The organism is Microvirga aerophila (genome assembly GCF_003332305.1).
Classification (GTDB): domain Bacteria; phylum Pseudomonadota; class Alphaproteobacteria; order Rhizobiales; family Beijerinckiaceae; genus Microvirga; species Microvirga aerophila.
In genome coordinates, this window is sequence record NZ_QOIO01000001.1 from 129,546 (window position 1) to 154,289 (window position 24,744).

Below are 24,744 nucleotides of genomic sequence, written 5' to 3' on the forward strand. Positions count from 1 at the left end.
AGCCCTCAAGTGTTCGTGTAGGACGGGGAGCGCTTCTCTCGGAAGCTCGAGACCCCCTCTTTTAGGTCGGCGGTGTAGGAGACGAGTGCGCCTGCAATGCCTTCCACGGCCGCAGCCGTCTCTTCGCCTTCTGCAGCGTTGATGAGATCTTTGCTGATGGAGACCGCTATCGGCCCACGTTCGGAGACGAGGTTCGCGATCGCCCGTGCCCGTACCAGGGCACTCCCCTGGGGCGCGATCTCGTCGACGATCCCTCGGCGCTCGGCCTCCTCACCGGTCATGAGAACACCTGTGAGCGAAAGGCGCCGGATATTCTGGGATCCGAAGCGGCGAACCAGGCGCTGCGTTCCTGACCAGCCGGGCACCATCCCAAGACCGGTTTCCGGAAGGCCGATCTTGATTTGAGGTTCGGCCACCCGGACGTCGGCCGCGGCGGCGAGTTCCAATCCGCCGCCCAGCGCATGGCCGCTGAGGGCAGCGATCAGGGGCACCCTCAGGCGGGCCAGCCGATCGAATGCACGGTGTCCCAACCGGGTCCACATCCGCCACATATCGAGAGGCTCAAGACCACCCCAGCCGGCAATATCGCCACCGGCGCAGAAGGCCTTGCCCTCGCCCGTGATGATTGCACAGCGGATCTCGCGGCTTTTTTCGATCGCATCCGCGCCCTCTACCAAAGCCTCGATCATGGGCATGTCGAGCGCATTGAGCTTCTCGGCACGGGCCAAAGTGATTGTCGCGACCGGGCCTTCGACTTCAAAGCGGACGTACGGCGTTGTCATGCTGCCCTCCTCTTTGGCGTCGAGCCCGCTTCGCTCCTCGGGATTTGCAAGCCGAGCGGCTCGGGTTGGAACAGAGCCGCGTCCATCAGTTTCGGAGCGGACGGCACAAGCAGTGGGAACGCGGCATGGGCGAGAACATCCCGCTCGAGATCGATACCGGGCGCGATCTCGGCGACCACGATGCCCTCTGGCGTCAGCTTCAGCACACAGCGTTCAGTGACGTACGTAACGTCCTGGCCTTGCTCAATGGCGCGCTTTCCTGAGAACGAGACATGTTCAACGGCCTCGACGAGCTTGTCGACTTTACCCTCTTTCAGAATCTTGAGCGTGCCATTGACGATCTCGAACTTGCCCCCAGCCGTGTAAAAGCCGGAGAAGACGATCCGCTTGGCGTGGCTCGAGATATCGACGAACCCGCCTGCTCCCGCGGTAACGTGTGGCCGCGCGCTCAACTTGGAGACGTTCACAGAACCGTTTCGGTCGATCTGCAGGAAGGAGAGGAGCGAGAGATCGAAGCCGCCACCTTGGAAGTACGTGAAATTGTATGGTGACGGCATGATGGCTTCGGCGTTGGACGAACAGCCGAATTTGAAGTCGAGCAGTGGAATGCCACCGACGGCGCCTTGCTCGACCATCCAGGTGACGTCGCCGTGACATCCCTCCTCAATGAGGATCCTCGGAACGTTGGCCGAAATGCCGAAGCCGATATTGACGGCATCACCATAGTTCAACTCTCTCGCGACGCGGCGAGCAATGACCTTGGAGATATCGAACTCTGGGATCGTGAAGCTTTCTATCGGGCGGAAAACTTCGCCGGAGATGGCCGGATCGTAGACAGTCTGGGTCGTCTGCATCTGGTCAGGCGCGACAACGATCACGTCTACAAGGATCCCAGGTACGAGTACATCATGAGGCCTGAGCGTTCCGCTCTTGGCCAGACGTTTCACCTGCGCGATGACGAGGCCGCCGTTGTTGCGGACGCTCAGTGCCTGCTCGATCGGGCCGAGGTAGGCTCCCTCGTGCTCATACGAGAGGTTGCCGCGCTCATCGGCTGTCGTCGCACGAATGATGGCGACATCCGGAACGATGCTCTTGAAGTAGAGCCAATCGTCACCGTCAAACTTCATGGATTGCACGATCGGCGCCGCGGCGGCCTGCTCGTTCATGGCGCAGCCTTCGCGCGAAGGGTCGACGAACGTGTCCTTCCCCACCTTCGTGAGTACGCCAGGGCGCTTCGCAGCTGCCTCGCGGTGCATATCGAACAGGATGCCGGATGGAATGTTGTAGGCCGGGATCTCGTTGTTCGTGACCATTTTCCAGATCGCGGGCGGCTCGGCTGAGGACGGGCCTGACGGGTAGGACCCAGCGATGATCCGAGCCAACAGTCCCGGTTTTGCGAGATGATCGACACCTTTGATGCCCGACATATCGCCTGCGGCAATCGGATGAACCGTCGTCAGCGTGCGCGGATGGCCTGTCTCGTCAAACCTTTTTCCTATAGCCGCCAGAACGGCGTCGGGACAGCCAAGTCCGGAAGCCGACGATACCGTCACAGTAGCGCCGTCGGGAATGAGAGCTGCTGCGTCTGCGGCTGGGAGTATGCGAGGGAAGCTCATTGTGACACCTTCAGGCTTGTTGAAAACTCGGGATTGATGGCAGCGACCTGGGACGTACGGGCTGATTGCAAGGCTGCGGCTGCGATGGCAAGCGACCAGATCCCGTCCTCTCCGGTTGCGGCTGGCTCACCATCCCCATGCGCTGCGGCTGTGAAGCGTGCGACGCTGCGTTCGTAGAGGTTCGTCCGATCAATCGGCAGGAGCTCTTCGCCTGTGGCCGTTCGCAGCAGAACATCGCCGACCGGCCTCTGGGTCATACAATCGGTGCCGATCAGTGATCCCTCTGTGCCGTGGACCTCGAAGCCGGTCTTGGCATGGGCCGTAGTGAAAGCGTCGTGAAACTGGGCAAGCAAACCGGACTTGAAGCGGATTGTGCCCATAGCCCCGTCTTCGACGCTGCCCTGGGATAAGCCCGCGGACTGCGTAAGCGCCGTCACCTCGACGGGATCATCGGCGAGGACGAAGCGAAGCGTGTCCGCATCGTGAACTGTGATGTCCAGGACCACACCCGCACCGGCAGACGGATTGGTCAGACGCCAACCCTGCAGGTGGGCAGGCAGGTACACCGCGTGGAACACGCGGGCGAACAGCGGGCGGCCAATTCGGCCTGCTGCGATGGCCTCCCGCATGGCGCGGTGCGTCCCCGCGTTGCGAAGGTGATGGTTGGTCCCAAGGACCACGCCTGCAGCCCGACAGGCGTCGACCATCTCGCGAGCCTCGTCGACGGTGAGAGCTAAGGGCTTCTCACAGAGGATGTGCTTGCCCGCCCGTGCGGACTGAAGAACCTGAGCGTGGTGGAGCTCGTTCGTGGTCGAGATGTAGACCGCGTCGGCTTCGTCCAGCAGAGCGTCCAGACTGGTGGTCGCATGTGGGATGCCGTTGGCCTTCGCGTAGGCGGCCGCTCGATCCTGGTCGCTGCTCATCACTGAGACGACCTCCCCACCTGTGGAACGAATTGCATCGCTCATCCATTCTCGCGCGATGGTGCTCGCACCGATCAGGCCCCAACGAAGTGTCTTGCTCACGAGACCTTCCTTTCTCTCGGCGGCGGGCAGCAGCTCTCGCGCACGACCAGACGGGCCTCGCCGATATAGGTTTCCGTGGTCTGATTGCCGGCTGCGATCTGGCGCAGGAGCATTTGCGCGGCCCGCTCGCCGAGGTCTCCCGCATCGACGGAAACCGTGGTAAGCGGTGGCGAAACCTGCCGAGCCTCAGTCGTGTCATCGAAGCCTGTGATGGCCATGTCCCGCCCTGGCAGCAGTCCCTTACGGCTCAAGGCCTGCATAACACCGATCGCGACGACATCGTTGAAGCACACCACCGCGGTCGGCCAGTCCGGACGGGACAGAAGAGCGGACATTGCGGTAAAAGCACCATCCTTTGTCGGCATCGATTCCAGCATGAGCGCAGGATCGGCGCGAAGCCCCACCTCTTCGAGCGCCTGGGTGAAGCCGGCGATCCGGTCCTTGCGGACGGCCATGGCGCCCATGCCACCAAGGAAGGCAATCCTGCGATGCCCCAGCGAAATCAGGTGCTGCGTAACACGTGCCGCTCCTGCCATATTGTCGGAGGCAACGAGCGACGCGCGGGCACCCGGAACACGTCGGATGGCGAGGATAATCGGCATCCCAAGATCCAGCAGACTGTTAATCTCCCGGCCGTCAGTATCGAGCGCGGGACTGAGGATGATCCCTGACGCTCCGTGCTCACGCATCGACCGAACGACCTCGGCCTGCCGCACGACACTCTCGGCCGTATTGGCGATGAACGGAATATATCCCGATGTGCGGAGAACGCGCTCGATCCCAATGGCAAGCTCGGCGAAGAACGGGTTCGACAGGTCATTGATGACCATCCCAACGATGCTCGACTGCGCTCCCCGGAGGTTCGCCGCACCGCGGTTGTAGACATAGCCCAGCTTGGACATCGCCCTCGACACGCGGTCGCGGGTCTCGTCGGCCACCAGCGTACTGCCCTTGAGCACGAGCGACACGGTCGATTTGGAGACACCTGCCTCGCGAGCAATGTCGATGATCGTGACATTGGTCGAGGCCCGCCGTTTGCCGGTCACTGGGGCGACCTTTCCATCCCTAACATCTATTGGAACGTTCCATATCATGAGGCTAGTTGGATTGTAAATGGCCGAAATGTCGCTGAGAAATAAGGGAAATACGGGCAAGACTTTATTCATGGCTTGCCAAGATTATTTGGAACGGTCTAAATACCGCGAAATTGACCAGCCAGCAATCAGCGGCCTAATAGGGAGATCCAAACGCTATGAACCAAATCACCTTGCTTCGTGCAGACGGCTCACTCGAGCAGTACCGCGTGGGTGATGCGTCACCTTACCCCCTCACCCACAAAGGCGACCTGCCCCGGACGGTTTATGCCGCGGCCCACGTAGTGGCCGATCCCATCGCGCTGACCGATCCATGGCAATCGTCCCAGGTCGATTGGGAGTCGACTCTGAAGTTCCGCCACCATCTTTGGGGCCTCGGGCTTAAGATCGCCGAGGCCATGGATACGTCACAGCGGGGCATGGGTCTCGACTGGCCCGGCGCCAAGGAGCTGATCAAGCGGTCCCTCCTGGAAGCGAAGACTGTTCCGGGAGCCGATCTGGCCTGCGGCGCCGGTACCGATCACCTGGATCCTGCGGACGTGCGCTCCCTCGACGACGTGGTCGCGGCCTATGAAGAACAGCTGAGTCACGTCGAGGCCTATGGAGGACGCGCCATCCTGATGGCCAGCCGCGCCCTCTGCAAGGTCGCACGATCCAAGGATGATTATCTCTACGTATACGGCCGGATCATTAGCCAGGCGGCCGACAAGGTTATCCTTCACTGGCTCGGCGAGATGTTCGACCCGCAGCTGTCAGGTTACTGGGCGAGCAGCGACGTCGATGTTGCGATGGCAGCTTGTCTCGAGCTCATCAACGCCCACCCCGGAAAGATCGAGGGCATCAAGATTTCCCTTCTTGAGCGCTCGTACGAAGAGAAGATGCGGGCTCTCCTTCCGGCCGACGTGAAAATGTACACGGGCGATGATTTCAACTACGCCGACCTCATCGAGGGCGACGGGAAATACCATTCGCATGCCCTGCTCGGCATTTTCGATCCAATCGCACCGGCGGCTGCGGCTGCCATGGACTGTCTCGCGAAGGGTGACAGTGCCGGCTACCACGCCATCCTCGACCCGACAGTGGAACTGTCTCGTCGCATCTTTGAAGCACCGACGCAGTACTACAAGGCAGGTGTTGTGTTTCTCGCTTGGTTGAACGGATTGCAGAGCCATTTCCGGATGCTGGGGGGTATGGAGTCAGCTCGTGGTATTCTCCATTATTCGGAGGTTTTCAGGCTCGCCGATCAGGCTCGGCTCCTCGTCGACCCGGATCTCGCTATCGCGCGGATGCGCCAGGTCAATGCTGTGAACGGGATCTAGGAGCTCGTTGCAGGGTGTCGAAGGTCGGTTGGCGTTGGCTGTTGTCAACGCAAGCTATGGCTAAAACGCGATGCTTGAGCGGTCTTGGCGCTATCACAGCTCCGGTTGTGTGAAATGGAGAGCTAACCGGATCCTGATTGTGAAGGTCGGAAGAGGCCCCAATAATGGATAATGTCGGAATACTTCGCTCGTTGTACGACGCTGCACTGACAGCTGCATTCCCCGATGGCAAGTTCGCTTCCTGCCTGCCGGCCCCGCCCAAAGGCCGCACGATCGTGCTCGGGGCCGGCAAGGCGTCGGCGAGAATGGCGCAGGCGTTCGAGGCCGCCTGGCCATACCCCTGTGAGGGTCTTGTGGTGACCCGCTACGGTCACGCTGCGGCCACACAGCAGATTGAGATCGTCGAGGCCGCGCATCCTGTTCCGGATAAGGCGGGCTTTGACGCGGCAGAGAGGATTCTGGAGCGGGCCTCCAACGCGGGGCCTGATGATCTCGTCATTTGCCTGATCTCGGGAGGAGCATCCGCACTCCTTTCTTTGCCGGCAGCGGGCATAAGCTTGGCGGACAAGCAGAGTGTCACAAAAGTCCTCCTGCGGTCAGGGGCGCCCATCCACGAGATGAACCAGGTGCGCAAGTCACTCTCGCGTATCAAAGGCGGCAGGTTGGCTCTGGCGGCGGCGCCGGCCCGGGTCGTGACATATGTAATCTCCGACGTCCCTGGCGATGATCCCGCCAGCATCGGCTCCGGTCCCAGCATGCTCGAGCAGCAGAATGCCGACAAGGTGTTCTCGATCCTTGAGCGGTACAAGATCGAGATCTCCACCTCCATGAAGGACGCGATCGCCGAGAATTGTCGGTTGCCCTATCAACTGACCGAAAACGACGTCTGCGTTCTGGCAACACCGATGATGGCTCTGAAGGCGGCCGAGCTGCGAGCTCAGGAGTTAGGTCTTGGAACGCTGATCCTGGGGGATGCGATTGAAGGCGAGGCGCGCGAGGTTGCGAAGGCTTTTGCCGGAATCGCACGATCGGTGAGTGATCACAACGTACCGGCGACTAAGCCGTGCGTCCTTCTCTCGGGCGGAGAAACGACAGTCACTGTTCGTGGGAATGGACGCGGTGGCCGGAACACTGAGTTTCTTCTGGCTTTGCAACTCGCACTGTCCGACCTGCCCAACGTTGCCGCTCTGGCCTGCGACACGGACGGCATTGATGGAGTTGAGGATAATGCAGGCGCGTGGTTCGACAATGGTGGTCTATCTCCCGCAACCCTTGCTTTGGATGCCCCCTCGTTCCTGGCGGATAACGATGCCTACAGCTACTTCTCCAAGCTGGGTCAGCTTATCATGACCGGTCCTACGTTGACCAACGTCAACGACTTCCGGGCTATTCTGATCAGATAACCGAAATTGACGTCTCATGCGATGAAACGCAGCAGCCTGGGGATGAGTGATGAATGACAGCAATGCTCTTGAGGTGCTCTTGGCGGAGGAACAGGAGCTGCAATTTCCGTCCTTTAGCTCTGACATCGCTTGGAGGCTCGGCAGTCGCATCTATCAGCGTGCTCAGACTGGGGCGTTTCCGATTGCGATCGAGATATCTCGAAACGGACAGCAATTGTTCTTTGCCGCATTGCCGGGTGCGACCCCCGACAATGCCGAGTGGATACGCCGCAAGCGGGCGGTTGTGCAGCGGTTCCACCACAGCTCCCTCTATATGTCCGTAGAGGCAGAGCAACAGGGGCGCCCATTTCTGCAACGCTACGGGCTTTCCGAGCAGGATTATGCTGCAGCCGGCGGCGGGTTCCCTGTATTCGTCAGGGATACAGGTTGCATTGGCGCAGTAGTTGTCAGCGGCCTCCCTCAACTTGAGGACCATCGCTTGGTCACTGTGTCAATCAGAGAGATCATCGCACAGCTGACAACGTAACATGCTTCAGATCGCGACCGGACGAAAGCTCAACGGGCCGGTTGTCCTACGACCGTGGCACCTGCGGGAACGTTTCGCGTCACGACGCTGCCCGCGCCGACGACGGCATCGTCGCCAATCGTCACTCCCGGGAGGATGATCGCTCCACCCCCAATCCAGACATTGCGGCCAATGTGGACCGGACGCCCGAACTCCAGGCCCGCCCGGCGCTGCTCAGGATCGCGCGGATGGTCGGCGGTGTAGATCTGGACCGCAGGTCCGATCTGCGTGCCTTCGCCGATCGTCACCTCCACCACGTCAAGGATGACGCAGTTGAAGTTGAGGAAGGCATTGGCTCCCATCCGGATGTTGAAGCCATAGTCGCAGTGAAAGGGCGGGCGAATGACGGCTCCGGGCCCAACCTCTGCAAACCGCTCTGCGAGAAGCGCATGCCACTGTTCGGGCGACTGTCCCAATGTATCGTTGTACCGCTTCAGCCAGGCCCCGGTGGCCAGCAAATCAGCTTGGATCTCCGGGTCAGCTGCATTGTACAATTCGCCTGCCAGCATCTTCTCTTTTTCACTGCGGGTCATGTTTCTTCCTCACCGTTTGATCCCGCTTACCTGGCTCGACAGCGCCGAGACACAATATTTGCATTTTCCAAACCGTACCGCTCGTGAGAAATGCTCCATATGCGGAGCTTTTGGGCAAAAGCGCGATAACACCGCATCTTGCGGCCAAAAACTCAGCACGCCTGAGATTACTGTCGAGATCGAAAGCATGTCTACTGTCCTGGGCCGTGGCAAAGGCTCATGGCCAAGCGAGCGAGGCATGCAGCGGGACATCGATCAGGACGTTAGCGACCAGCACGATGATTGTTTCCGGCATGCGTTGCGCCGGGTCGGCCTTGTTGCTGCTGCCCTGTTGGGTCTTGTTGCTGTCGAGCCCGCTACTGCTAAGTCTCAACCCCTCTTGCCTACGAGCCTACCGGCAGCGAGTGACAGCCTTCTTCAGAGCGGGCCGGCAGAACCGACGCTGGCATGGCTCATGTTCTGTGAGCAACTGGCTCAAGAGTGCACCGTTGACGCCTCTGAACCCTCTGTCGTCCGCTTAAGCCAAGACATCTGGTCCAGCCTCGTTGAGGTAAACGAGCGCGTGAACCGCACAATCCTGCCTGTGACGGATCGGGATCACTGGGGCGTGGTGGACCGTTGGGACTATCCCGATGATGGGCTCGGCGACTGTGAGGATATCCAGCTCCTCAAGCGCAAGCTTCTGATCGAAGCGGGTCTGGTCCGGCGCGCCCTGCGAATGACAGTCGTGGTTGATGAGCAGGGTGAGGGGCACGCGGTCCTGATGGCCCGTACGGATCACGGCGATTTCATTCTCGACAATAAACGGGATGCCGTCCTTGCCTGGCAACAGTCCGGGTACCGCTATGTGAAGCGCGAGGGCGATGATAGCGCGGCATGGGCTTGGCTCGGAGACAGGATAGCGCCTATCGTGACGGCCAACCGGTAGAAGGTGACAATTTTCAGGATTGGCTGGCCGTCGACATGGTCAGCTTCATAGACGATCCCGGAAGTACTCTGTGAATCGGCGCTGAAACCTTGACGCTTGTCGGAACAGACTCATACCGCTGAGTATACAAAACAAAGAGCTATAGTTGAGGGATGACAATGGCGCCGGAGGTGATCCTCTAATGCTGACCGCAGCCTGTACGCCACTCAGAGGTTCGCGCCTAGCAAGAAACAGGATCTTAATCCGAAGCCGAATGTCAGATCGACGGTGCTGATGGAAAATGCACTGCTGGCAACTCATGCAATGGAGCGCTCTTATGAAGGATAGCGTGATCGACAATCCGGCCCAACATCGCTTCGAGCTTCCGGTCGGGGATGCTATCGCGGTGGCCGCCTATCGCATGCAAGGTGAGATGACCATTCTCGTCCACACCGAAGTTCCCCAGGAACTCTCCGGTCAAGGCATCGGATCCAAGCTGGCCACAGGGGTATTTGAGTCGATCCGGGACAGCAGGCGAAAGGTCGTCACCGAGTGCCCCTTTATGGCTGCTTGGGTGAGCCGTCACCCGGAGTACTCGGATCTGGTGGTTGGTTGAGAAGCTCACCTTAGGAGACACTTGCGGGTTGAGGTTCCCACTGCCACTGCACATCTTGGCGTGAGACTTTCAGGCTTGAGTGTCGATCTGTAGACGCCTGCTTCAGTCTTTGAAATACCGACCAGCCGCCTGAACTGGAGCCCCGAGCAACCTGGCAGCGGCATGTAAGTGGCAGGCCGATCGCCTCTGGCCCCTTCGTCTCCTGTCGGCCTGCGAAACTTAATCACATACCTGTGGGCAATTGTGACAATGTTGGTCCCTCAGTCGCTCAACCGCGGCCCGGGTAGTCCATCACCAGTTCAAAGCCAAGGCCGTATTCTCGAGAGCATGCCCCGTAGGAGACAGACACCCCATCCTGGTCGGGCGGCTGATCAGATACATATTGTCCGCTAGCCGATGATCTTGTAGGGGCCCACTTTACAGCCCGCCCCACCATAGGGTTGCGATGAAGCGAAAGTCCCTGACACAGTTTCTTGTCGAACAGCAGCACCAAGAACAGGCCATGCCTGCACAGTTGCGCCTGCTGATCGAGGTGGTCGCCCGAGCCTGCAAGCTCATCAGCCACACGGTCGGCAAGGGCGCTCTGGATAACCTGCTCGGCCAACTCGACATCGAGAATGTTCAGGGTGAGATCCAAAAGAAACTCGATGTCATCTCAAATGATATTCTTCTCGAAGCCAACGAATGGGGTGGCCATCTGGCCGCCTTGGCGTCCGAAGAGATGGAGACCATCCATCTCATCCCCCACCGATACCCCAAGGGAGAGTATCAGCTGGTCTATGACCCGATTGACGGCTCCAGCAACATCGACGTCAACGGCATTGTCGGGACCATCTTCTCAGTCCTTCGCGCGCCCGAGGAGGCATCCGGACGAGAAGTGACTGAACAGGATTTTCTGCAACTGGGACGCAACCAAGTGGCAGCAGGATACGCGATCTACGGACCCCAAACGGTCCTTGTGCTGACGGTCGGAACAGGAGTGTTTGGCGTCACCCTTGATCGCGAGATGGGATCCTGGATGCTGACCCATGAGCGAATGAGCATTCCGGTCAGCACGCGGGAGTTCGCGATCAACATGTCCAATGCCCGTCACTGGGCCCCACCAGTTCAGCGCTACATCAACGAATGTCTGGTCGGCCAGACAGGGCCGCGGGGTGTCGACTTCAACATGCGCTGGATGGCCTCAATGGTTGGCGACGTGCATTCGAACCTGACACGAGGCGGCGTGTTCCTGTACCCGTGGGATGCCCGACACACGGACAGGGCGGGCAAACTGCGCCTGATGTACGAAGCCAATCCCATCGGTATGCTGGTCGAGCAGGCAGGTGGGGCAGCGACCGACGGCTTGCGGCGCATTCTTGATATCACACCAACGGGGCTGCATCAGCGTGTTGGTGTGATCCTGGGTTCTCGTGAAGAGGTGGAACGCATCACCTGCTATCATCGTGAGGACACCGCTTCGACTGGGTAACAAGCGACGACTGCCCTCGAAGGGCTGAGCCTTCTGGTGACATCGCAATCGTGTATGGCGCCTGAGTGTTGATGCAACGTCTACTGTCTATGACAACCGACAGAAACGTGCGAGCCAATTGGGGTCAAGCTCGGTAGTACCGCAGGCCTGAACGAAGGTCCGCTGATCCCAGCAGTGCGGAAGTAAGGCTAAGGTCAGCCCCGTGCCAGGAGCCGACATCCACATCGACCGCGTCCGAACCTTCTGCTACCGCTGCGTCGTACGTGAGTAGGCAGTTATCCCGCAAATTCCGGCATCGCACCTCGGTATGCGACGTTCGTGTGGCTAAGCTCGATTAGGCTCACTGTCGGATCCTATGGCCAAGGGTGGCGCTCGGTAACCTGGCCAATCGGGACAATAGCCTCGAAACCACCCAAGCTCTCAATAGCCTCGGAACCACCCAAGCTCTGCGGAATTGGTCTACATTGAATAATTCTTCGGCAGGAAAGTCGGCTATGGCCGACTGTCACACGACGCACGCCGACAGAACAACGCCTGGGTGTCACCCGGCCCAAGCTCTGCTTGAGTTTCGTCGACGGACAATCCGGACGGAAACGCGCTTCCGGAAGAGGCGCTCAAGGAGGCTAGGACCATGAGCAACTTGGCCTTTAACTCCGCCGGAAACATTTACGACGTGCCGTCTGAGTGGAGCCACCGCGCCTATCTGGACGATGCCGGCTATCGCGCGAAGTACGAGGCTTCCATCAAGGATCCGGAGGCCTTCTGGGCCGAGGAAGCCAAGCGCATTCACTGGTTCAAGCAGCCGACCCGCATCAAGAACACCAATTTCGGCCCCGGCAACGTCGCGATCCGCTGGTTCGAGGACGGCGTTACCAACGTCGCCTATAACTGCATCGACCGGCACCTCGACACCCGTGGCGATCAGGTCGCGATCATCTGGGAAGGCGACGACCCGGCCGAGTCGAAGACGATCACCTATCGTGAGCTTCACGATGAGGTCTGCCGCATGGCCAACGTCATGCGCAACCGCGGCGTCGAGAAGGGCGACCGGGTCACGATCTACATGCCGATGATCCCGGAAGCGGCCTATGCCATGCTCGCCTGCGCTAGGCTCGGCGCGGTCCACTCGGTGGTGTTCGGGGGCTTCTCGCCGGATTCGCTGGCGAGCCGCATCCAGGACGCCAAGTCGGCCTTCATCATCACCGCCGACGAGGGCCTGCGCGGCGGGCGCAAGGTGTCGCTGAAGGTGAACGTGGACGCCGCCATCGAGCGCGTCGGCGCCGGCGTCGTCGATCACGTGCTGGTCGTGCGCCGCACGGGATCGGCCGTCAACATGGTGCCGGGCCGCGACGTCTATTACCACGAGGCCGCCGAGCTCGTGTCCGACGAGTGCCCCTATGAGGAGGTGAACGCGGAGGATCCGCTCTTCATCCTCTACACCTCGGGCTCGACCGGCACCCCGAAGGGCGTCCTGCACACCACGGGCGGCTATCTCGTCTACGCGGCGATGACGCACCAACACGTGTTCGACTACCACGACGGCGACATCTACTGGTGCACGGCCGATGTGGGCTGGGTGACGGGCCATTCCTACATCCTCTACGGGCCGCTGGCGAACGGCGCCACGACGCTGATGTTCGAGGGCGTGCCGACCTATCCGTCGATCTCCCGCTTCTGGGAGGTGATCGACAAGCACAAGGTCAACATCTTCTACACCGCCCCCACGGCGATCCGCTCGCTCATGCAGGCGGGCGAGGAGCCGGTGAAGAGGACCTCGCGCAAGTCGCTGCGCCTCTTGGGTTCGGTCGGCGAGCCGATCAATCCGGAAGCCTGGGAATGGTACCATCGTGTGGTCGGCGACGGCCGCTGCCCGATCGTCGACACCTGGTGGCAGACCGAGACCGGCGGCATCCTGATCACGCCGCTCCCCGGCGCCACGAAGCTCAAGCCCGGCTCGGCCACACGTCCGTTCTTCGGCGTCAAGCCGCAGGTGGTGGATGCGGACGGCAAGGTGCTGGAGGGCGCGGCCGAGGGCAATCTCGTGATCGCCGATTCCTGGCCGGGCCAGATGCGTACTGTCTATGGCGACCATGAGCGCTTCGTGCAGACCTACTTCTCCACCTATCCCGGCAAGTACTTCACGGGCGACGGCTGCCGCCGCGATGCGGACGGCTATTACTGGATCACCGGCCGCGTGGACGACGTGATCAACGTCTCCGGCCACCGCATGGGCACGGCGGAGGTGGAATCCGCGCTCGTGGCCCATCCGAAGGTGTCGGAAGCCGCCGTGGTCGGCTACCCGCACGACATCAAGGGCCAGGGCATCTACGCCTATGTCACCCTGATGGCGGGCGAGGAGCCGTCGGAGGACCTGCGCAAGGAACTGGTCGCCTGGGTGCGCCGCGAGATCGGCCCGATCGCCTCGCCCGACCTGATCCAGTTCGCGCCGAGCCTGCCCAAGACCCGCTCGGGCAAGATCATGCGCCGCATCCTGCGCAAGATCGCCGAAGACGAAGCTGGCAATCTCGGCGACACCTCGACCCTCGCCGATCCGGCCATCGTCGACGACCTCGTGGAGAACCGCCAGAACAAAACTCGTTGACCGTCTCTGATAGAGGGTTCCAGCCATGGCTTCCCGTGACTACGACCGAGTTATCCAAAGCCCGAGGTTTCAGGAGCTTGTCCGCCAGAGAACCAAGTTCGCCTGGACTCTGACCATTGTGATGCTCGTCATCTATTTCGGGTTCATCCTCCTCGTGGCGTTTGCCAAGCCCCTCCTCGCCATCAAGGTCGGCGACGGCGTCACCTCCTTGGGAATTCTGCTTGGGCTCGGCGTTATCGTCGCCGCCTTCGTCCTGACCGGTATCTATGTTTACCGGGCAAACAGCGAGTTTGACGAACTGACCCGCAATCTCACGAGGGAGTTCATGTGATGCGCAGGCTCCCCATCATCGCGGTCGCGGCTGTTCTCGTGGTCGATGCCGTTCTCTCGAGTTCCCTTGCAGCGGGTCCAGACTTGGGCGCGGTCCAGAAGCAGCCATTAAACTGGGCCGCGATCGTCATGTTTCTGCTTTTTGTGCTCGGCACGCTCGGGATCACTTACCGGGCAGCCACTCAGACCAAGACTGCCGCGGATTTCTATGCGGCGGGCGGTGGCATCACCGGGATGCAAAACGGCTTAGCCATCGCCGGCGACTATATGTCGGCAGCATCCTTCCTCGGCATCTCAGGTCTCGTCTTTGCCAGCGGCTTCGACGGTCTGATCTACTCGATCGGATTCCTGGTCGGCTGGCCGATCGTTCTCTTCCTCATCGCCGAGCGCTTGCGGAACCTGGGCAAATTCACGTTCTCCGACGTGGCCTCGTTTCGTCTCGACCAGACCCAGATCCGCATTCTGTCGGCGGTCGGTACGCTTGTGGTGGTTGCCTTCTATCTCATCGCGCAAATGGTCGGTGCGGGTAAGCTCATCGAACTGCTGTTTGGCCTGGACTACCTGTACGCGGTTGTCATCGTCGGCGTGCTGATGATCGTCTATGTTGTGTTTGGCGGCATGAAAGCCACCACGTGGGTCCAGATCATCAAAGCGTGCCTTCTCCTTGCCGGTGCAACTCTGATTGCCCTGATGGTCCTCTGGCGATATACCTTCAGCCCTGAGGCAATGTTCGCGGACGCCGTTGCAATCCACCCGAGAGGCGACGCCATCATGGCTCCCGGCGCCCTCGTGGCCGACCCGATCTCGGCCATCTCGCTCGGCCTTGCACTTATGTTCGGGACGGCCGGGTTGCCGCATATCCTGATGCGGTTCTTCACCGTGTCCGATGCCCGCGCGGCTCGGAAATCGGTATTCTACGCCACTGGCCTGATCGCCTATTTCTATGTTCTCACCTTCATCATCGGCTTCGGCGCGATCACGTTCCTGATGAACGACCCGAGTTACTTCAAAGTCGGCCCGAACGGAGTTTACGACAAGGTCAAGGACCTGATCGGCGGAACGAACATGGCCGCGGTCCATCTCTCCGCGGCCACCGGCGGCTCGCTCTTCCTCGGTTTCATCTCCGCCGTTTCCTTCGCGACCATCCTTGCCGTTGTCGCTGGGCTCACCCTTGCGGGCGCTTCTGCCGTCAGCCACGACCTCTATGCGGAGATCATCGCACGCGGCCGTGTTTCCGAACAGAAGGAGGTCAGGATCTCGAAGATTTCGGCGATCGCGATCGGGATCGTCGCCATTATCCTGGGCTACATCTTCGAGAACCAGAACGTGGCGTTCATGGTGGGCCTCGCCTTTGCGGTAGCCGCGAGCTGCAACTTCCCGGTTCTGCTCATGTCCATTCTCTGGAAAGGAACGACAACCCGGGGTGCTTTGGCCGGCGGGCTCCTTGGACTTGTCAGCGCCGTCGTGATGGTGGTGCTGAGCAAGGCCGTCTGGGTGCAAACCTTCGGCTTTCCAAAGGAAATCTTCCCGTATGACAACCCCGCGATTTTCTCGATGCCGATCGCGTTCCTCGGAATTTGGGCTTTTTCCAAGCTTGACGCCAGCGAACGGGCGAAGGCGGAGATCGAGGCGTTTGATGCCCAATATGTTCGATCCGAGACCGGCATCGGCGCCACTGCTGCCCACGTGCACTAGCGATTAGGAGATCTCCACCTTCCGGTTGATCAACGGCGGAGGGCTCGCGATCCATGCCAGGTCAATCCATGCAGGGCTTCGACACCGCCAATCCGCCGTTCGACCGGCTCGCACATCAGGAGGTCGAGGAGCTCAGGGCGGTGCTCGACATCGGGTATTTCAGCCCCGATGAGATGATCGTCCGGCAGGGACATGCGTCGGACCTGCTGCACATCGTCATCAAGGGAGCCGTCGAGGTTCGGGACGGAAACACACTCCTGGCCGTGCTCGGCCCCAAAGACAGTTTTGACTCGCGTGCCGTTGTGCACGGAGCGGCAGGTGAAGACTTCGTCGCGGTGGAGGAGACGCTCTGCTACCTGATCCCCCGCAACGTTGTTCTTGATCTCATCCGTCACAACGCAGCCTTCGCGGCCTTTTTCTATGCGGATGTATCCCGCAAGCTCGATGCTTTTGCCCAGCAGAGGAAAACAGAGGGAGTCGAGAGCGTGCTGCGGGCCCGCATCCGCGAGGCGCGGCAAGGGGGCGCCGTCTTTGTCGATGGTGCGACCACCATCGAGCAGGCCGGGCACTGCATGAAGGACAATGACATCAATGCCCTTTTCGTGCGGGATGGACAGCGGGTTGGCGTGGTCACGGGCATGAACCTGTCGAAAGCAGTCGTCCTGCGTCGACTTGCGCTCGACACGCCGGTCCGGGAGGTCTGCCATTTCGATGTTGTCTCGGTCGACGGGAGCGACTTCATTTTTGACGCGCTGCTTTTGATGACGAAGCACAACAAGCGGCGTCTCGCAATCCGGTCGGACGGCGATTATGTCGGCTTCCTCGAGGACATCGACATCCTGGGGCTATTGGCCGGCAACTCCCAACTCATCCCTGGAAGAATTGATCGCGCCCGCAACCTCGACGACCTGGCGGGCGCAGCTTGTGACATCCAGGGCCAAGTCGAGCTGCTCCATCGGCAGGGGTTGAAGGTTGACCTGATCGCCGAAATCACCTCAGACTTGAACCGACGGTTGTTCAGAAAGCTCTTTGAGATGGTGGCCCCACCGGCCATCCGACAGAATGGCTGCCTGCTGCTGATGGGTTCGGAAGGGCGTGGCGAGCAAACCGTGCGGACTGACCAGGACAACGCCCTTCTTCTTGCCGAGGGGGTTCCAGATGGTGACCTCGTGCAGTTCCGCGAGGCCTTTTCCGGCGCGTTAGACAGGTTTGGTTTCCCGCCCTGCCCCGGGAATGTCATGGTTCGCAACCCGGTCTGGTCGCAGACCGTCGAGGGCTTTATCCGCCAGCTCAAGGCCTGGGTGTTCAGCCGCGATGCGGCAGCCGCCATGAACATCGCCATCTTCTTCGACGCGGTGGCGGTCGCTGGGAACCCGGACCTTGTCGTCCGAGCAAAGGAAGCGCTCATCGATCTCATGCGCGGCGAGGCTGCCCTCTTGGCGCATTTCGCACACTTGATCGAGACCTTCACGACCCCGAACCTTGGTGTCCTCAGCACGATCATGGCATCGGTGGGTGTCGGCTCCGGCGAGATCGATCTCAAGAGAGCCGGCACATTCCCTATCGTGCATGGTGTCCGGACGCTGGCAATCGACAAGGGCATCCTTGTCAATCCGACAGCCGCGCGCATCGATGCTCTGGTCCGGACGGGGTCACTAGACACCAAGTTCGGCCTTGAATTGACCAGTGCGCTTCATGCCTTCATGGAATTCCGTCTTAGGTCGCAATTGCGCGCCTTGCACAGGGGAACCATCGGAGCCGAGTCCGTCGTGCGGCTCGACGAGATCACCACAGTGGACCGGGATATGCTCCGGGATGCCCTCCGGGTCGTCCGCCAGTTCCGCGAACTGGTCCGCATCCATTACACTCTCGGGGCATTCTGAATGATGCGCTGGTTGCGGAATATGTTCTATCGCGTCTCCCTGGGAGATCACTCCTATCGATTTCTGTTCGAGCCTGGCCCTCCTGACGAGATCGTCGTTCTCGATTGCGAGACCACAGGGCTCAATCCAAGAACCGATGAGGTGATCGCCATCGCGGCGCTGATCGTCCGCGACCGTCGCATCATGATGAGCACACCCTTCAGGGCCGTCATACGGCCCGACAAGGATCCGACTTCCACGTCGATCAAGGTGCATCAGCTCCGAGCCCAGGATGTGGCGGTGGGACGGGCCATGCACGAGGTGCTTCCCGAGCTTCTCCGGTTTATCGGTGGACGGCCGATCGTCGGCTACTATGTCGACTTCGACATCCGCATGCTGGACAAATATATCCTCCGCTTTATCGAGGCGAAGCTTCCGAACCGTCGCATCGAGGTGTCCTCCATGTATTACGCCCTGAAATACAGTGGCGCTCCACCCGGGACGGTGCTCGACCTGCGGTTCGCCTCCATTCTTGCGGATCTTGGTATCCCAAGCCTTGAGCAGCATGACGCGTTCAATGATACGGTTATGACGGCCATGATGTACGTTCAGCTCCAAGACATGCAGAAGCGTGGCACTCGCCTTAGCCGCACACGGATCGTGCGTCAGGTTGCGCCGATTGGCGCTTGAGGAGGATCATTCCCGAGAATTTGGCCCAAGCATTCAAGGAGCCCGGAAACGGCTCGAAGGTCCGCCTTGGGTCTTGGTCGTGTCAAAACGCTGACGTGTCGCTCGGCGGCGCAATTTTATGTCTTGCGAGGCTGAATCGAGGAGATACCGCGTTATATGGGGCTGAAAATTGTACAAATTGTTCGTTAAGACCAGACCTGTTCACGTTTTTACACAAGCTGGGTCAAAATCGGTCTAGTAAGCGTGGCCGTGTTGAGGTCCGCTTTCGAGCGGAGGCTGGGTGGAAACGCGCGGATGAGCTCATGCTGATGGCTCGTGCCGGTCTTGCACAGACGGACAGCGATGTGTCCCTCACACCCTAATCCCGGCCAGGAGCGGCTGTACGCCCAGAATGCCGATCACCCGCTTCATGTTGTAGGCCAACACGTCAAGGCTCATCTCAGCCGCCGTGCTCTTCAGGCCTTTCGTGAGGAAGTGGGTCGCACCCATCCAGCCCTTGAGCGTGCCGAAGGCATGCTCAACCGTACTTTTGCGCACCTGCATGGCATCCGGTCGTGCCCGAAGCCGCTCCTCCATGGCGTCTAGCACCGTCTCATGCTCCCAGCGCCGGATCCGCCGCTCCCGGCCCGTCGTACACTGCGCCTTGAGGGCACAGCTCGCGCACCGGGTGGTCCAGTAGACATGGATCGTCATGCCCTTCTCGACGGAGGCAAAGCGCCGGGTCAACTTCTCGCCTGCTGGGCAGCGATACGTGTCGTCCTCCGGCTCGTAGGTGAAGTCCTGTTTGCCAAAGCGCCGTCGGCCTTGGCTGGCGAGGTCAAGGGCTTGGGCACCAACGGGGTGACGCCTGCCCGTTCACAGTCGAGGATCTTCTCGCCAGCATAATAGCCGCGATCTGCCAGCACGGTGAACGCCTCGGCGCCCATGGCGGTCTTGGCCTGGCTATCGTGGCGAAGTGGTGCCGATCCGAGCCCCGGTTGGTCACCTCGTGCGCCACAATGAGATGGTACTGGGTGTCGAGGGCGGCTTGGACGTTGTAGCCCACGACCCCGCGTGGATCGGTGCGGGTCGGCATGGCGCGGGCGTCAGGATCGGTGAGGGAAACCTGCTGATCGGGACTGGCTTCGAGCTGCTCGCCTATAGCCTGGAGCCCCTGCATGCGCTGACGCAACGCAGCGATCTTCTCGTGCAGCCTGTCCACCCGGGTGGGAGTACTCTCGTCCTCGGCTTGATCCGTCTGATCAAGAGCCTCCAGATAATGCGCGATGCTCGCCTCGACCTTCGCCATCTGTCGGGCGAGCTTCGCGCGGGTGAAGTTGCGATCCGGGTTGTTAACCGCTTTGAACTTCGAACCATCCAGCGCCACCTCGCTTCCCGCCAGCAGACCAAGATCTCGACACAGAACCACGAACTGGCGACAGGTGGCGCGGATCGCCGCGGCGTTGTCGCGTCGAAAGTCGGCGATGGTCTTGAAGTCGGGCACGAGCTGGCCGGTGAGCCAGATCAGCTCAAGATTGCGACCGGCCTCACGCTCGAGGCGACGGCTGGAGGGCACCCGGTGCAGATAGCCGTAAACGTAGATCTTAAGGAGAATGGCTGGATGGTAAGCGGGGCGTCCTGTGGCGGCAGGCTGGGCCCGGGTGAAGCCGAGAGCTTGGAGATCGAGTTCATCGATGAAGGCATCAATCACCCGGACCGGATTGTCTTGCGTCACGTAGTCGTCCAGGCACTCGGGGAGGAGCAGCGTCTGCCGGCGGTCTTTGCCTTCGATGAAGCGAGCCATCGGGCCTCCTGGATCTGGTGAAAAGTCTACCAGATCAGCGCGTTTCCACACAGACTCCGCCTCATTGCCGACATTCCTTCTCAGGAGCCGCAAATCAGGATGTAGGCCTTCGGAGGACAGATCCTTCAAGCGTCGGCGTCGCGCCGGGCGGTAGAGCCTCGGCGGCTGCGCCCGACTAGCCGAGCATCTGGCCACAAGCCACCACGATGTGATCCTTTTCGGGCGCATCGTGGTGGAGTTGTTTGGCTACTTATGTGCTACCTAGAGCAAAGCGACTCCAGAGCAAACAACGTTTAAGTTATTGAAAAGATTGGTGGGTGATGTAGGGCTCGAACCTACGACCCGCTGATTAAGAGTCAGCTGCTCTACCAACTGAGCTAATCACCCGTCGCCGAAGCGAATTCAGTGGGCTGGAACCCGCTGAAGAGGCCGTGCGTGTAACAAACCGTTTGGACCCTGTCTACCCCATTTAGGGAGGTTTTTCGTCTCGGGCTGCCGATTTTGGTTCATGATAGGTGTCGCTGCCATGGCCAGGACAATTCCTGCCATGGCAGCGAGTCCATAGGCTTTTTTTACTCTGCCGCGTACTGGGCGTGGAGGCGTGCTCCACGGCTCATGAGTTTGTTGAGCGCGCCGAGATAGGCCTGCGCCGATGCAACGAGCGTGTCAGGGTCAGCCGCCCGGGACGTTACGCTGCGACCGTCGGCCGAGAGACGCACCGAAACTTCGGCCTGAGCGTCCGTGCCCTCCGTGACCGCGTGGACTTGGTAGAGCTCCAGCACCGCCTCGTGGGGCACCAGGGCCTTGATGGCGTTGAAGGTGGCATCCACCGGGCCGTTGCCCTCCTGCTCCTCGGTGACGATCCTGTCGTCGATCTGGAGCTTCATGGTGGCCCGCTGCGGTCCGCGGGTTCCGGCCACGACCGAGAGGGAGACCAGCTTGATGCGGTCGTGCGCCGTGGCGATGTTCTGATCGACCAGCGCCTCGATATCCTCGTCGTAGACGTGCTTCTTGCGATCCGCCAGGTCCTTGAAGCGCTCGAATGCGTCCTGGAACTGGTTGTCGGAGAGTTTGTAGCCCAGTTCGTCCAGCTTGTTGCGGAACGCAGCCCGCCCGGAATGCTTGCCCATGACGAGATTTGTCTTGGAGACGCCGACGCTTTCAGGCGTCATGATCTCGTAGGTCTGGGCGTGCTTGAGCATGCCGTCCTGGTGGATGCCACTCTCGTGCGCAAAGGCGTTCCGGCCAACGATGGCCTTGTTGTACTGCACCGGGAACGAGGTAGCGGCCGCCGCCAGCTTGGAGGCGCGGGTCAGCATGGTGGTTTCAATCCGGGTCTCGTAGGGCAGCACATCGCCCCGGGTGCGGATTGCCATCACGACCTCTTCCAAGGCCGCATTACCGGCGCGCTCTCCGATGCCGTTGAGGGTGCATTCGATCTGGCGCGCGCCACCTTCCAGCGCCGCCAGCGAATTGGCGACCGCCAGACCCAGGTCGTTGTGGCAATGAGCCGAGAAGACCGCCTTGTCGGCGTTCGGCACGCGCTCTCGCACGGCCCTGAACATGGCGCGGTACTCATCCGGCGTGGCATAGCCCACCGTGTCGGGCAGGTTGATCGTGGTGGCGCCGGCCTTGATAGCGGCCTCGACGCAGCGGCACAGATACTCGATGGACGTGCGCGTCGCATCCATGGCCGACCACTCGATATCGTCAACCAGGTTGCGGGCCTGGGTGACGGTTCCAGTGATGATCTCCAGCACCTCTTCTTCCGTCTTGCGCATCTGGTGCGCCAGATGGATCGGAGACGTGGACACGAATGTGTGGATGCGGGGCCGGGCCGCTTCGCGTACGGCATCGCCGGCGCGGGCGATGTCAGCCGAGATGGCGCGGGCAAGACCTGCGACGGTTGCGTTCTTCACCTGCTTGGCGATGAGGGAAACTGCCTCGAAGTCGCCGTTGGAGGCGATCGGGAAGCCAGCCTCGATGATGTCGACGCCCATCGTGTCGAGCAGTTCAGCGACCGCGAGCTTTTCCTCCAACGTCATGGTCGCGCCGGGGCATTGCTCGCCGTCGCGCAGTGTCGTGTCGAAGATCAGAACGCGGTCCTTGGAGGAGCCTGCGGAAGATACGGTCATCATCTAGTCCTTCTCGGGGCGAGCGGTTCATGCGCTCAAGGTTGTTCCTGTTGTCCAGAACCCCCTGAGAGCCCAGGCGTGAAGCCCAGCCGACCCTCAGGGGCGACTAAGGAGAAGGAGGCCAAGGAGGCGCGCGCGATCAGCCGCGGAGGCGGACCCGATCTTCAAAGCGCTGGGGGAGCCGATTGCCATCGCGTCCCAATTCCTCCCGACATCACGGCCAACGCCGCGAACACCATCATCGTTTGTAACGGCGCTTCCCTGCGATGGCAAGGGAACGAAACAAATGAAAAGACAAGCTGGAGCGCCCGTCCTGAATCCGTCTTGATCCGCTCAAGCTAGGCCGTTACTCAAAAGGCTAAAATCGGAGTTTCTTGAGATGAAGACCATGATCCGCTTGGTTGGGTTGGCAGGCTTGATTGGCCTGTCCCTCGCAGGCTGCAACCAGACAACCTCCCCTGCCCCTTCAAGCGCAACCGTGACGCCTTCCAGCTTCCGCATGCCGGAAGGCTCCGGCTGCAAGGGCGAGGTCGACCGCTACCGGGCCGTTATGGACAACGACTTGGCCATGGGCCACGTGAACCAGTCCGTGTACTCCCGCGTGGTCAGGGACATCGACCAGGCCGCCTCCGCCTGCGCGGCTGGACGCGATGCCGAGGCGGTGCGCATGATCAACGCCGCCAAGTCCCGGTACGGCTACGCCTGATCGAAGGTCCAGCGGAAGAACGACTGCAGGAAGAGGGGCATCGCCTTCGGGTCGATGTCGTCCGCACTGCGGATGATCCGCACATCGGATAGTTCGGGCGGATCCTGCCTGGCGATGGTGGCGCGGATCCTCTGAGCGCCCTCTGCAGCCGAGACCGGCAGGGTCACGAGGCGCATCAGCGCCACCGACGGCCAGCGCTGAACGATGATCCACTCGTCCTCGACGTGATAGTCGTCTTCGCCCAGGCCGGTTTCCTCCAACAGCTCGCGGGTGAGGCTGGTCGCCAGATCCACGGAGCCATCCGGCCGGAGATCGGAAAGATCCGGAGTGCCGGCCGGAAAATACACCCGGCCCGCATTGGCCGTATGCCCATGCATGACGCCGCAGATGAAAGCGCCGTCCGCCCCGCGCAGCGCCCCCATGGCGAAGCCGTTGGCGATGGTGTCATCGGGATGGCCCATGTCGATCCAGCCGACAAAGTCGGCATAATCTACCTGGAAATACACGTTCCGGCACACCTCGCGGGTTAGCTCCATGTCGCGGATAGCCAGGACGCGCCCGTTGAACATCGCGGGCGTCTGTGCGAGCCGACGCTGCCAGTTGGCCTGGATCCGCTCTTGGTTCTGCTTCGCCCAAGACCATTCCATCGGCTCGCATCGCGCCTCGATCTGGGGCACGCGGGTGATCAGCAGGTCGCGATTCATCGCAGAAGCTCGCCCCGGCTTACCATGACCGCATGACCGCCGATCTCGGCCGAGATCAACTCGCCGCCTTTGATCGTCATTTGCAGGGAAATCACGCTCGGACGTCCCATCTCGACGCCCTGCTCGATGACGATGTCATGAGCCCCGTCCCCAAGAGGCTCGCACTGCATCAAGGCGCCGGCGAACGCTGCGGCCGCCGATCCGGTGGCCGGGTCCTCCGCAATCCCCATGCCGGGGCCGAACATGCGCGCCCGGAAGCGCAAGGCCTCCGCGTCCGGAACGCGGGCGTAGACATAGGCCGCCGGATGCTCGCTGTCGCCGAAGGTATTGTCGAAGGGCTCTCCCTGCAGCTTCGAGCGCGCGAGCGCCTCGAGCGACGCAACGGGAACGAGATCGTAAGCGACGCCTGCCGAATGGCGGCTCGGCACGTGGCGCTCGAAGCCGATCTCCGTGGGGTCGAGGCCCAGGGCCCAGGCGCAGTCGCTGGACTCCTTGCCGTCGCCCCAGGTGATCGGAAGACTGGGCAGCCGGAACCGCGCCGAGCCCCCCGTGGCGCCCTCCACTTCGACCGCGCAGGGAACGATGCCCACCTGCTCCTTGAGTCCGAACGCGACGGCTCCAGGAAGCCCCTTCTGGTCGAGAAGCGCGAGAAGCACCGCTGTCCCGACTGTAGGGTGTCCGGCGAAGGGCAGCTCGCGAGCCGGCGTAAAGATTCGAATGTCGGCGCGCTGGCGCGGATCGTTCGGCGTGAGCACGAAGACCGTCTCGGAAAGATTGAACTCGCGGGCGATCGCCTGCATTCCGTCCGTATCGAGGTCCTCCGCCTCCAGCACCACAGCGAGGGGGTTTCCGGCAAAGGCCTCTGCGGTGAACACGTCAAGGGTTACGAACGGGCGCGGCATGGGG

At 61.1% G+C, this 24,744-nt stretch carries 21 protein-coding genes, 1 tRNA gene and 1 pseudogene; 12 read left to right on the forward strand and 11 right to left on the reverse strand.

Going from position 1 to position 24,744, the window contains the following annotated elements; genetic code table 11:
• Window positions 1–5: 5 nt before the first annotated feature.
• Genes DRB19_RS00615 through DRB19_RS00630 form a run of 4 tightly spaced genes read right to left on the reverse strand, consistent with a single transcriptional unit; the run spans window position 6 to window position 4,469 of the window.
• Window positions 6–782 carry an enoyl-CoA hydratase/isomerase family protein gene (locus tag DRB19_RS00615; RefSeq protein ID WP_114184082.1) on the reverse strand — a complete coding sequence of 259 codons (777 nt, stop codon included), beginning with the start codon at window positions 780–782 and terminating at the stop codon, window positions 6–8.
• Window positions 779–2,398, reverse strand: coding sequence for an acyl CoA:acetate/3-ketoacid CoA transferase (locus DRB19_RS00620; protein WP_114184083.1), 1,620 nt, complete (start codon window positions 2,396–2,398; stop codon window positions 779–781). The genes DRB19_RS00615 and DRB19_RS00620 overlap by 4 nt, the downstream gene beginning before the upstream one ends.
• Complete coding sequence (locus DRB19_RS00625) at window positions 2,395–3,423, reverse strand: Gfo/Idh/MocA family protein (RefSeq protein ID WP_276330585.1); 1,029 nt, start codon at window positions 3,421–3,423, stop codon at window positions 2,395–2,397. The genes DRB19_RS00620 and DRB19_RS00625 overlap by 4 nt, the downstream gene beginning before the upstream one ends.
• Complete coding sequence (locus DRB19_RS00630) at window positions 3,420–4,469, reverse strand: LacI family DNA-binding transcriptional regulator (protein WP_245439204.1); 1,050 nt, start codon at window positions 4,467–4,469, stop codon at window positions 3,420–3,422. The genes DRB19_RS00625 and DRB19_RS00630 overlap by 4 nt, the downstream gene beginning before the upstream one ends.
• 206 nt (window positions 4,470–4,675) lie before the next feature.
• Between DRB19_RS00630 and DRB19_RS00635 the strand changes: the two genes are divergently transcribed.
• The 3 genes from DRB19_RS00635 (at window position 4,676) to DRB19_RS00645 (ending at window position 7,765) form a co-directional block, all read left to right on the forward strand.
• On the forward strand, window positions 4,676–5,836 hold the full coding sequence (locus DRB19_RS00635) for a dihydrodipicolinate synthase family protein (RefSeq protein WP_114184085.1): 1,161 nt from the start codon (window positions 4,676–4,678) through the stop codon (window positions 5,834–5,836).
• Between the two features lie 164 nt (window positions 5,837–6,000).
• Complete coding sequence (locus tag DRB19_RS00640; protein WP_114184086.1) at window positions 6,001–7,239, forward strand: glycerate kinase type-2 family protein; 1,239 nt, start codon at window positions 6,001–6,003, stop codon at window positions 7,237–7,239.
• A gap of 49 nt (window positions 7,240–7,288) precedes the next feature.
• On the forward strand, window positions 7,289–7,765 hold the full coding sequence (locus tag DRB19_RS00645; RefSeq protein WP_114184087.1) for a heme-degrading domain-containing protein: 477 nt from the start codon (window positions 7,289–7,291) through the stop codon (window positions 7,763–7,765).
• Between the two features lie 29 nt (window positions 7,766–7,794).
• Here DRB19_RS00645 and DRB19_RS00650 read toward each other — a convergent pair whose 3' ends face one another.
• Together DRB19_RS00650 and DRB19_RS30960 are read right to left on the reverse strand one after the other, a co-directional pair.
• A complete protein-coding gene (locus DRB19_RS00650) occupies window positions 7,795–8,337 on the reverse strand; it encodes a sugar O-acetyltransferase (RefSeq protein ID WP_114184088.1) in 543 nt (180 codons plus the stop codon).
• 217 nt (window positions 8,338–8,554) lie between these two features.
• Entirely contained in the window at window positions 8,555–8,710 is a 156-nt protein-coding gene (locus DRB19_RS30960; protein ID WP_245439205.1) for a hypothetical protein, read from the reverse strand.
• Between the two features lie 6 nt (window positions 8,711–8,716).
• Between DRB19_RS30960 and DRB19_RS00655 the strand changes: the two genes are divergently transcribed.
• The 8 genes from DRB19_RS00655 to DRB19_RS00690 all read left to right on the forward strand — a co-directional run bounded on the left by DRB19_RS00655 (window position 8,717) and on the right by DRB19_RS00690 (window position 18,510).
• Window positions 8,717–9,265 (forward strand): transglutaminase-like cysteine peptidase, encoded by a 549-nt coding sequence (locus tag DRB19_RS00655; protein WP_276330588.1) that lies wholly within the window; start codon window positions 8,717–8,719, stop codon window positions 9,263–9,265.
• Window positions 9,266–9,581: 316 nt separating this feature from the next.
• Complete coding sequence (locus DRB19_RS00660) at window positions 9,582–9,860, forward strand: GNAT family N-acetyltransferase (RefSeq protein WP_114184090.1); 279 nt, start codon at window positions 9,582–9,584, stop codon at window positions 9,858–9,860.
• A 445-nt stretch (window positions 9,861–10,305) separates the two neighbouring features.
• The gene (locus tag DRB19_RS00665) at window positions 10,306–11,331 is read left to right on the forward strand and encodes a class 1 fructose-bisphosphatase (protein WP_114184091.1); all 1,026 of its coding nucleotides are present in this window, start codon (window positions 10,306–10,308) and stop codon (window positions 11,329–11,331) included.
• 631 nt (window positions 11,332–11,962) lie between these two features.
• Window positions 11,963–13,933, forward strand: a complete 1,971-nt coding sequence (gene acs / locus DRB19_RS00670) for an acetate--CoA ligase (RefSeq protein ID WP_114184092.1) — start codon at window positions 11,963–11,965, stop codon at window positions 13,931–13,933.
• A gap of 25 nt (window positions 13,934–13,958) precedes the next feature.
• Window positions 13,959–14,264, forward strand: a complete 306-nt coding sequence (locus DRB19_RS00675; protein WP_114184093.1) for a DUF485 domain-containing protein — start codon at window positions 13,959–13,961, stop codon at window positions 14,262–14,264.
• Complete coding sequence (locus DRB19_RS00680) at window positions 14,264–15,958, forward strand: cation acetate symporter (protein WP_114184094.1); 1,695 nt, start codon at window positions 14,264–14,266, stop codon at window positions 15,956–15,958. Before DRB19_RS00675 ends, DRB19_RS00680 begins: the two co-directional genes overlap by 1 nt.
• A 53-nt stretch (window positions 15,959–16,011) precedes the next feature.
• Complete coding sequence (locus tag DRB19_RS00685) at window positions 16,012–17,841, forward strand: DUF294 nucleotidyltransferase-like domain-containing protein (RefSeq protein WP_245439208.1); 1,830 nt, start codon at window positions 16,012–16,014, stop codon at window positions 17,839–17,841.
• On the forward strand, window positions 17,842–18,510 hold the full coding sequence (locus tag DRB19_RS00690; RefSeq protein WP_114184096.1) for a 3'-5' exonuclease: 669 nt from the start codon (window positions 17,842–17,844) through the stop codon (window positions 18,508–18,510).
• A 351-nt stretch (window positions 18,511–18,861) separates the two neighbouring features.
• Here DRB19_RS00690 and DRB19_RS00695 read toward each other — a convergent pair.
• The 3 genes and pseudogenes from DRB19_RS00695 to DRB19_RS00705 form a co-directional block, all read right to left on the reverse strand.
• Window positions 18,862–20,293: pseudogene (locus DRB19_RS00695) on the reverse strand (IS1182 family transposase).
• Between the two features lie 311 nt (window positions 20,294–20,604).
• Window positions 20,605–20,680, reverse strand: a tRNA-Lys gene (locus DRB19_RS00700).
• 185 nt (window positions 20,681–20,865) lie between these two features.
• Complete coding sequence (locus DRB19_RS00705; protein ID WP_114184206.1) at window positions 20,866–22,428, reverse strand: 2-isopropylmalate synthase; 1,563 nt, start codon at window positions 22,426–22,428, stop codon at window positions 20,866–20,868.
• Window positions 22,429–22,807: 379 nt separating this feature from the next.
• Between DRB19_RS00705 and DRB19_RS00710 the strand changes: the two genes are divergently transcribed.
• A complete protein-coding gene (locus tag DRB19_RS00710) occupies window positions 22,808–23,134 on the forward strand; it encodes a hypothetical protein (RefSeq protein ID WP_114184097.1) in 327 nt (108 codons plus the stop codon).
• Here DRB19_RS00710 and DRB19_RS00715 read toward each other — a convergent pair.
• Window positions 23,125–23,838 carry an NUDIX hydrolase gene (locus tag DRB19_RS00715; protein WP_114184098.1) on the reverse strand — a complete coding sequence of 238 codons (714 nt, stop codon included), beginning with the start codon at window positions 23,836–23,838 and terminating at the stop codon, window positions 23,125–23,127. The two genes, DRB19_RS00710 and DRB19_RS00715, sit on opposite strands and share 10 nt — an antisense overlap.
• Window positions 23,835–24,740, reverse strand: a complete 906-nt coding sequence (locus DRB19_RS00720) for a PhzF family phenazine biosynthesis protein (RefSeq protein ID WP_114184099.1) — start codon at window positions 24,738–24,740, stop codon at window positions 23,835–23,837. The genes DRB19_RS00715 and DRB19_RS00720 overlap by 4 nt, the downstream gene beginning before the upstream one ends.
• Window positions 24,741–24,744 lie beyond the last annotated feature (4 nt).

Excerpts from the sequence above, each read along its gene's own strand:
- DRB19_RS00615 (WP_114184082.1), bottom strand. The coding sequence starts at position 782 with ATGACAACGCCGTACGTCCGCTTTGAAGTCGAAGGCCCGGTCGCGACA.
- DRB19_RS00620 (WP_114184083.1), bottom strand. The coding sequence starts at position 2,398 with ATGAGCTTCCCTCGCATACTCCCAGCCGCAGACGCAGCAGCTCTCATT.
- DRB19_RS00635 (WP_114184085.1), top strand. The coding sequence starts at position 4,676 with ATGAACCAAATCACCTTGCTTCGTGCAGACGGCTCACTCGAGCAGTAC.
- DRB19_RS00640 (WP_114184086.1), top strand. The coding sequence starts at position 6,001 with ATGGATAATGTCGGAATACTTCGCTCGTTGTACGACGCTGCACTGACA.
- DRB19_RS00645 (WP_114184087.1), top strand. The coding sequence starts at position 7,289 with ATGAATGACAGCAATGCTCTTGAGGTGCTCTTGGCGGAGGAACAGGAG.
- DRB19_RS00650 (WP_114184088.1), bottom strand. The coding sequence starts at position 8,337 with ATGACCCGCAGTGAAAAAGAGAAGATGCTGGCAGGCGAATTGTACAAT.
- DRB19_RS00660 (WP_114184090.1), top strand. The coding sequence starts at position 9,582 with ATGAAGGATAGCGTGATCGACAATCCGGCCCAACATCGCTTCGAGCTT.
- DRB19_RS00665 (WP_114184091.1), top strand. The coding sequence starts at position 10,306 with ATGAAGCGAAAGTCCCTGACACAGTTTCTTGTCGAACAGCAGCACCAA.
- acs (WP_114184092.1), top strand. The coding sequence starts at position 11,963 with ATGAGCAACTTGGCCTTTAACTCCGCCGGAAACATTTACGACGTGCCG.
- DRB19_RS00675 (WP_114184093.1), top strand. The coding sequence starts at position 13,959 with ATGGCTTCCCGTGACTACGACCGAGTTATCCAAAGCCCGAGGTTTCAG.
- DRB19_RS00680 (WP_114184094.1), top strand. The coding sequence starts at position 14,264 with ATGCGCAGGCTCCCCATCATCGCGGTCGCGGCTGTTCTCGTGGTCGAT.
- DRB19_RS00685 (WP_245439208.1), top strand. The coding sequence starts at position 16,012 with ATGCCAGGTCAATCCATGCAGGGCTTCGACACCGCCAATCCGCCGTTC.
- DRB19_RS00690 (WP_114184096.1), top strand. The coding sequence starts at position 17,842 with ATGATGCGCTGGTTGCGGAATATGTTCTATCGCGTCTCCCTGGGAGAT.
- DRB19_RS00705 (WP_114184206.1), bottom strand. The coding sequence starts at position 22,428 with ATGACCGTATCTTCCGCAGGCTCCTCCAAGGACCGCGTTCTGATCTTC.
- DRB19_RS00710 (WP_114184097.1), top strand. The coding sequence starts at position 22,808 with ATGAAGACCATGATCCGCTTGGTTGGGTTGGCAGGCTTGATTGGCCTG.
- DRB19_RS00715 (WP_114184098.1), bottom strand. The coding sequence starts at position 23,838 with ATGAATCGCGACCTGCTGATCACCCGCGTGCCCCAGATCGAGGCGCGA.
- DRB19_RS00720 (WP_114184099.1), bottom strand. The coding sequence starts at position 24,740 with ATGCCGCGCCCGTTCGTAACCCTTGACGTGTTCACCGCAGAGGCCTTT.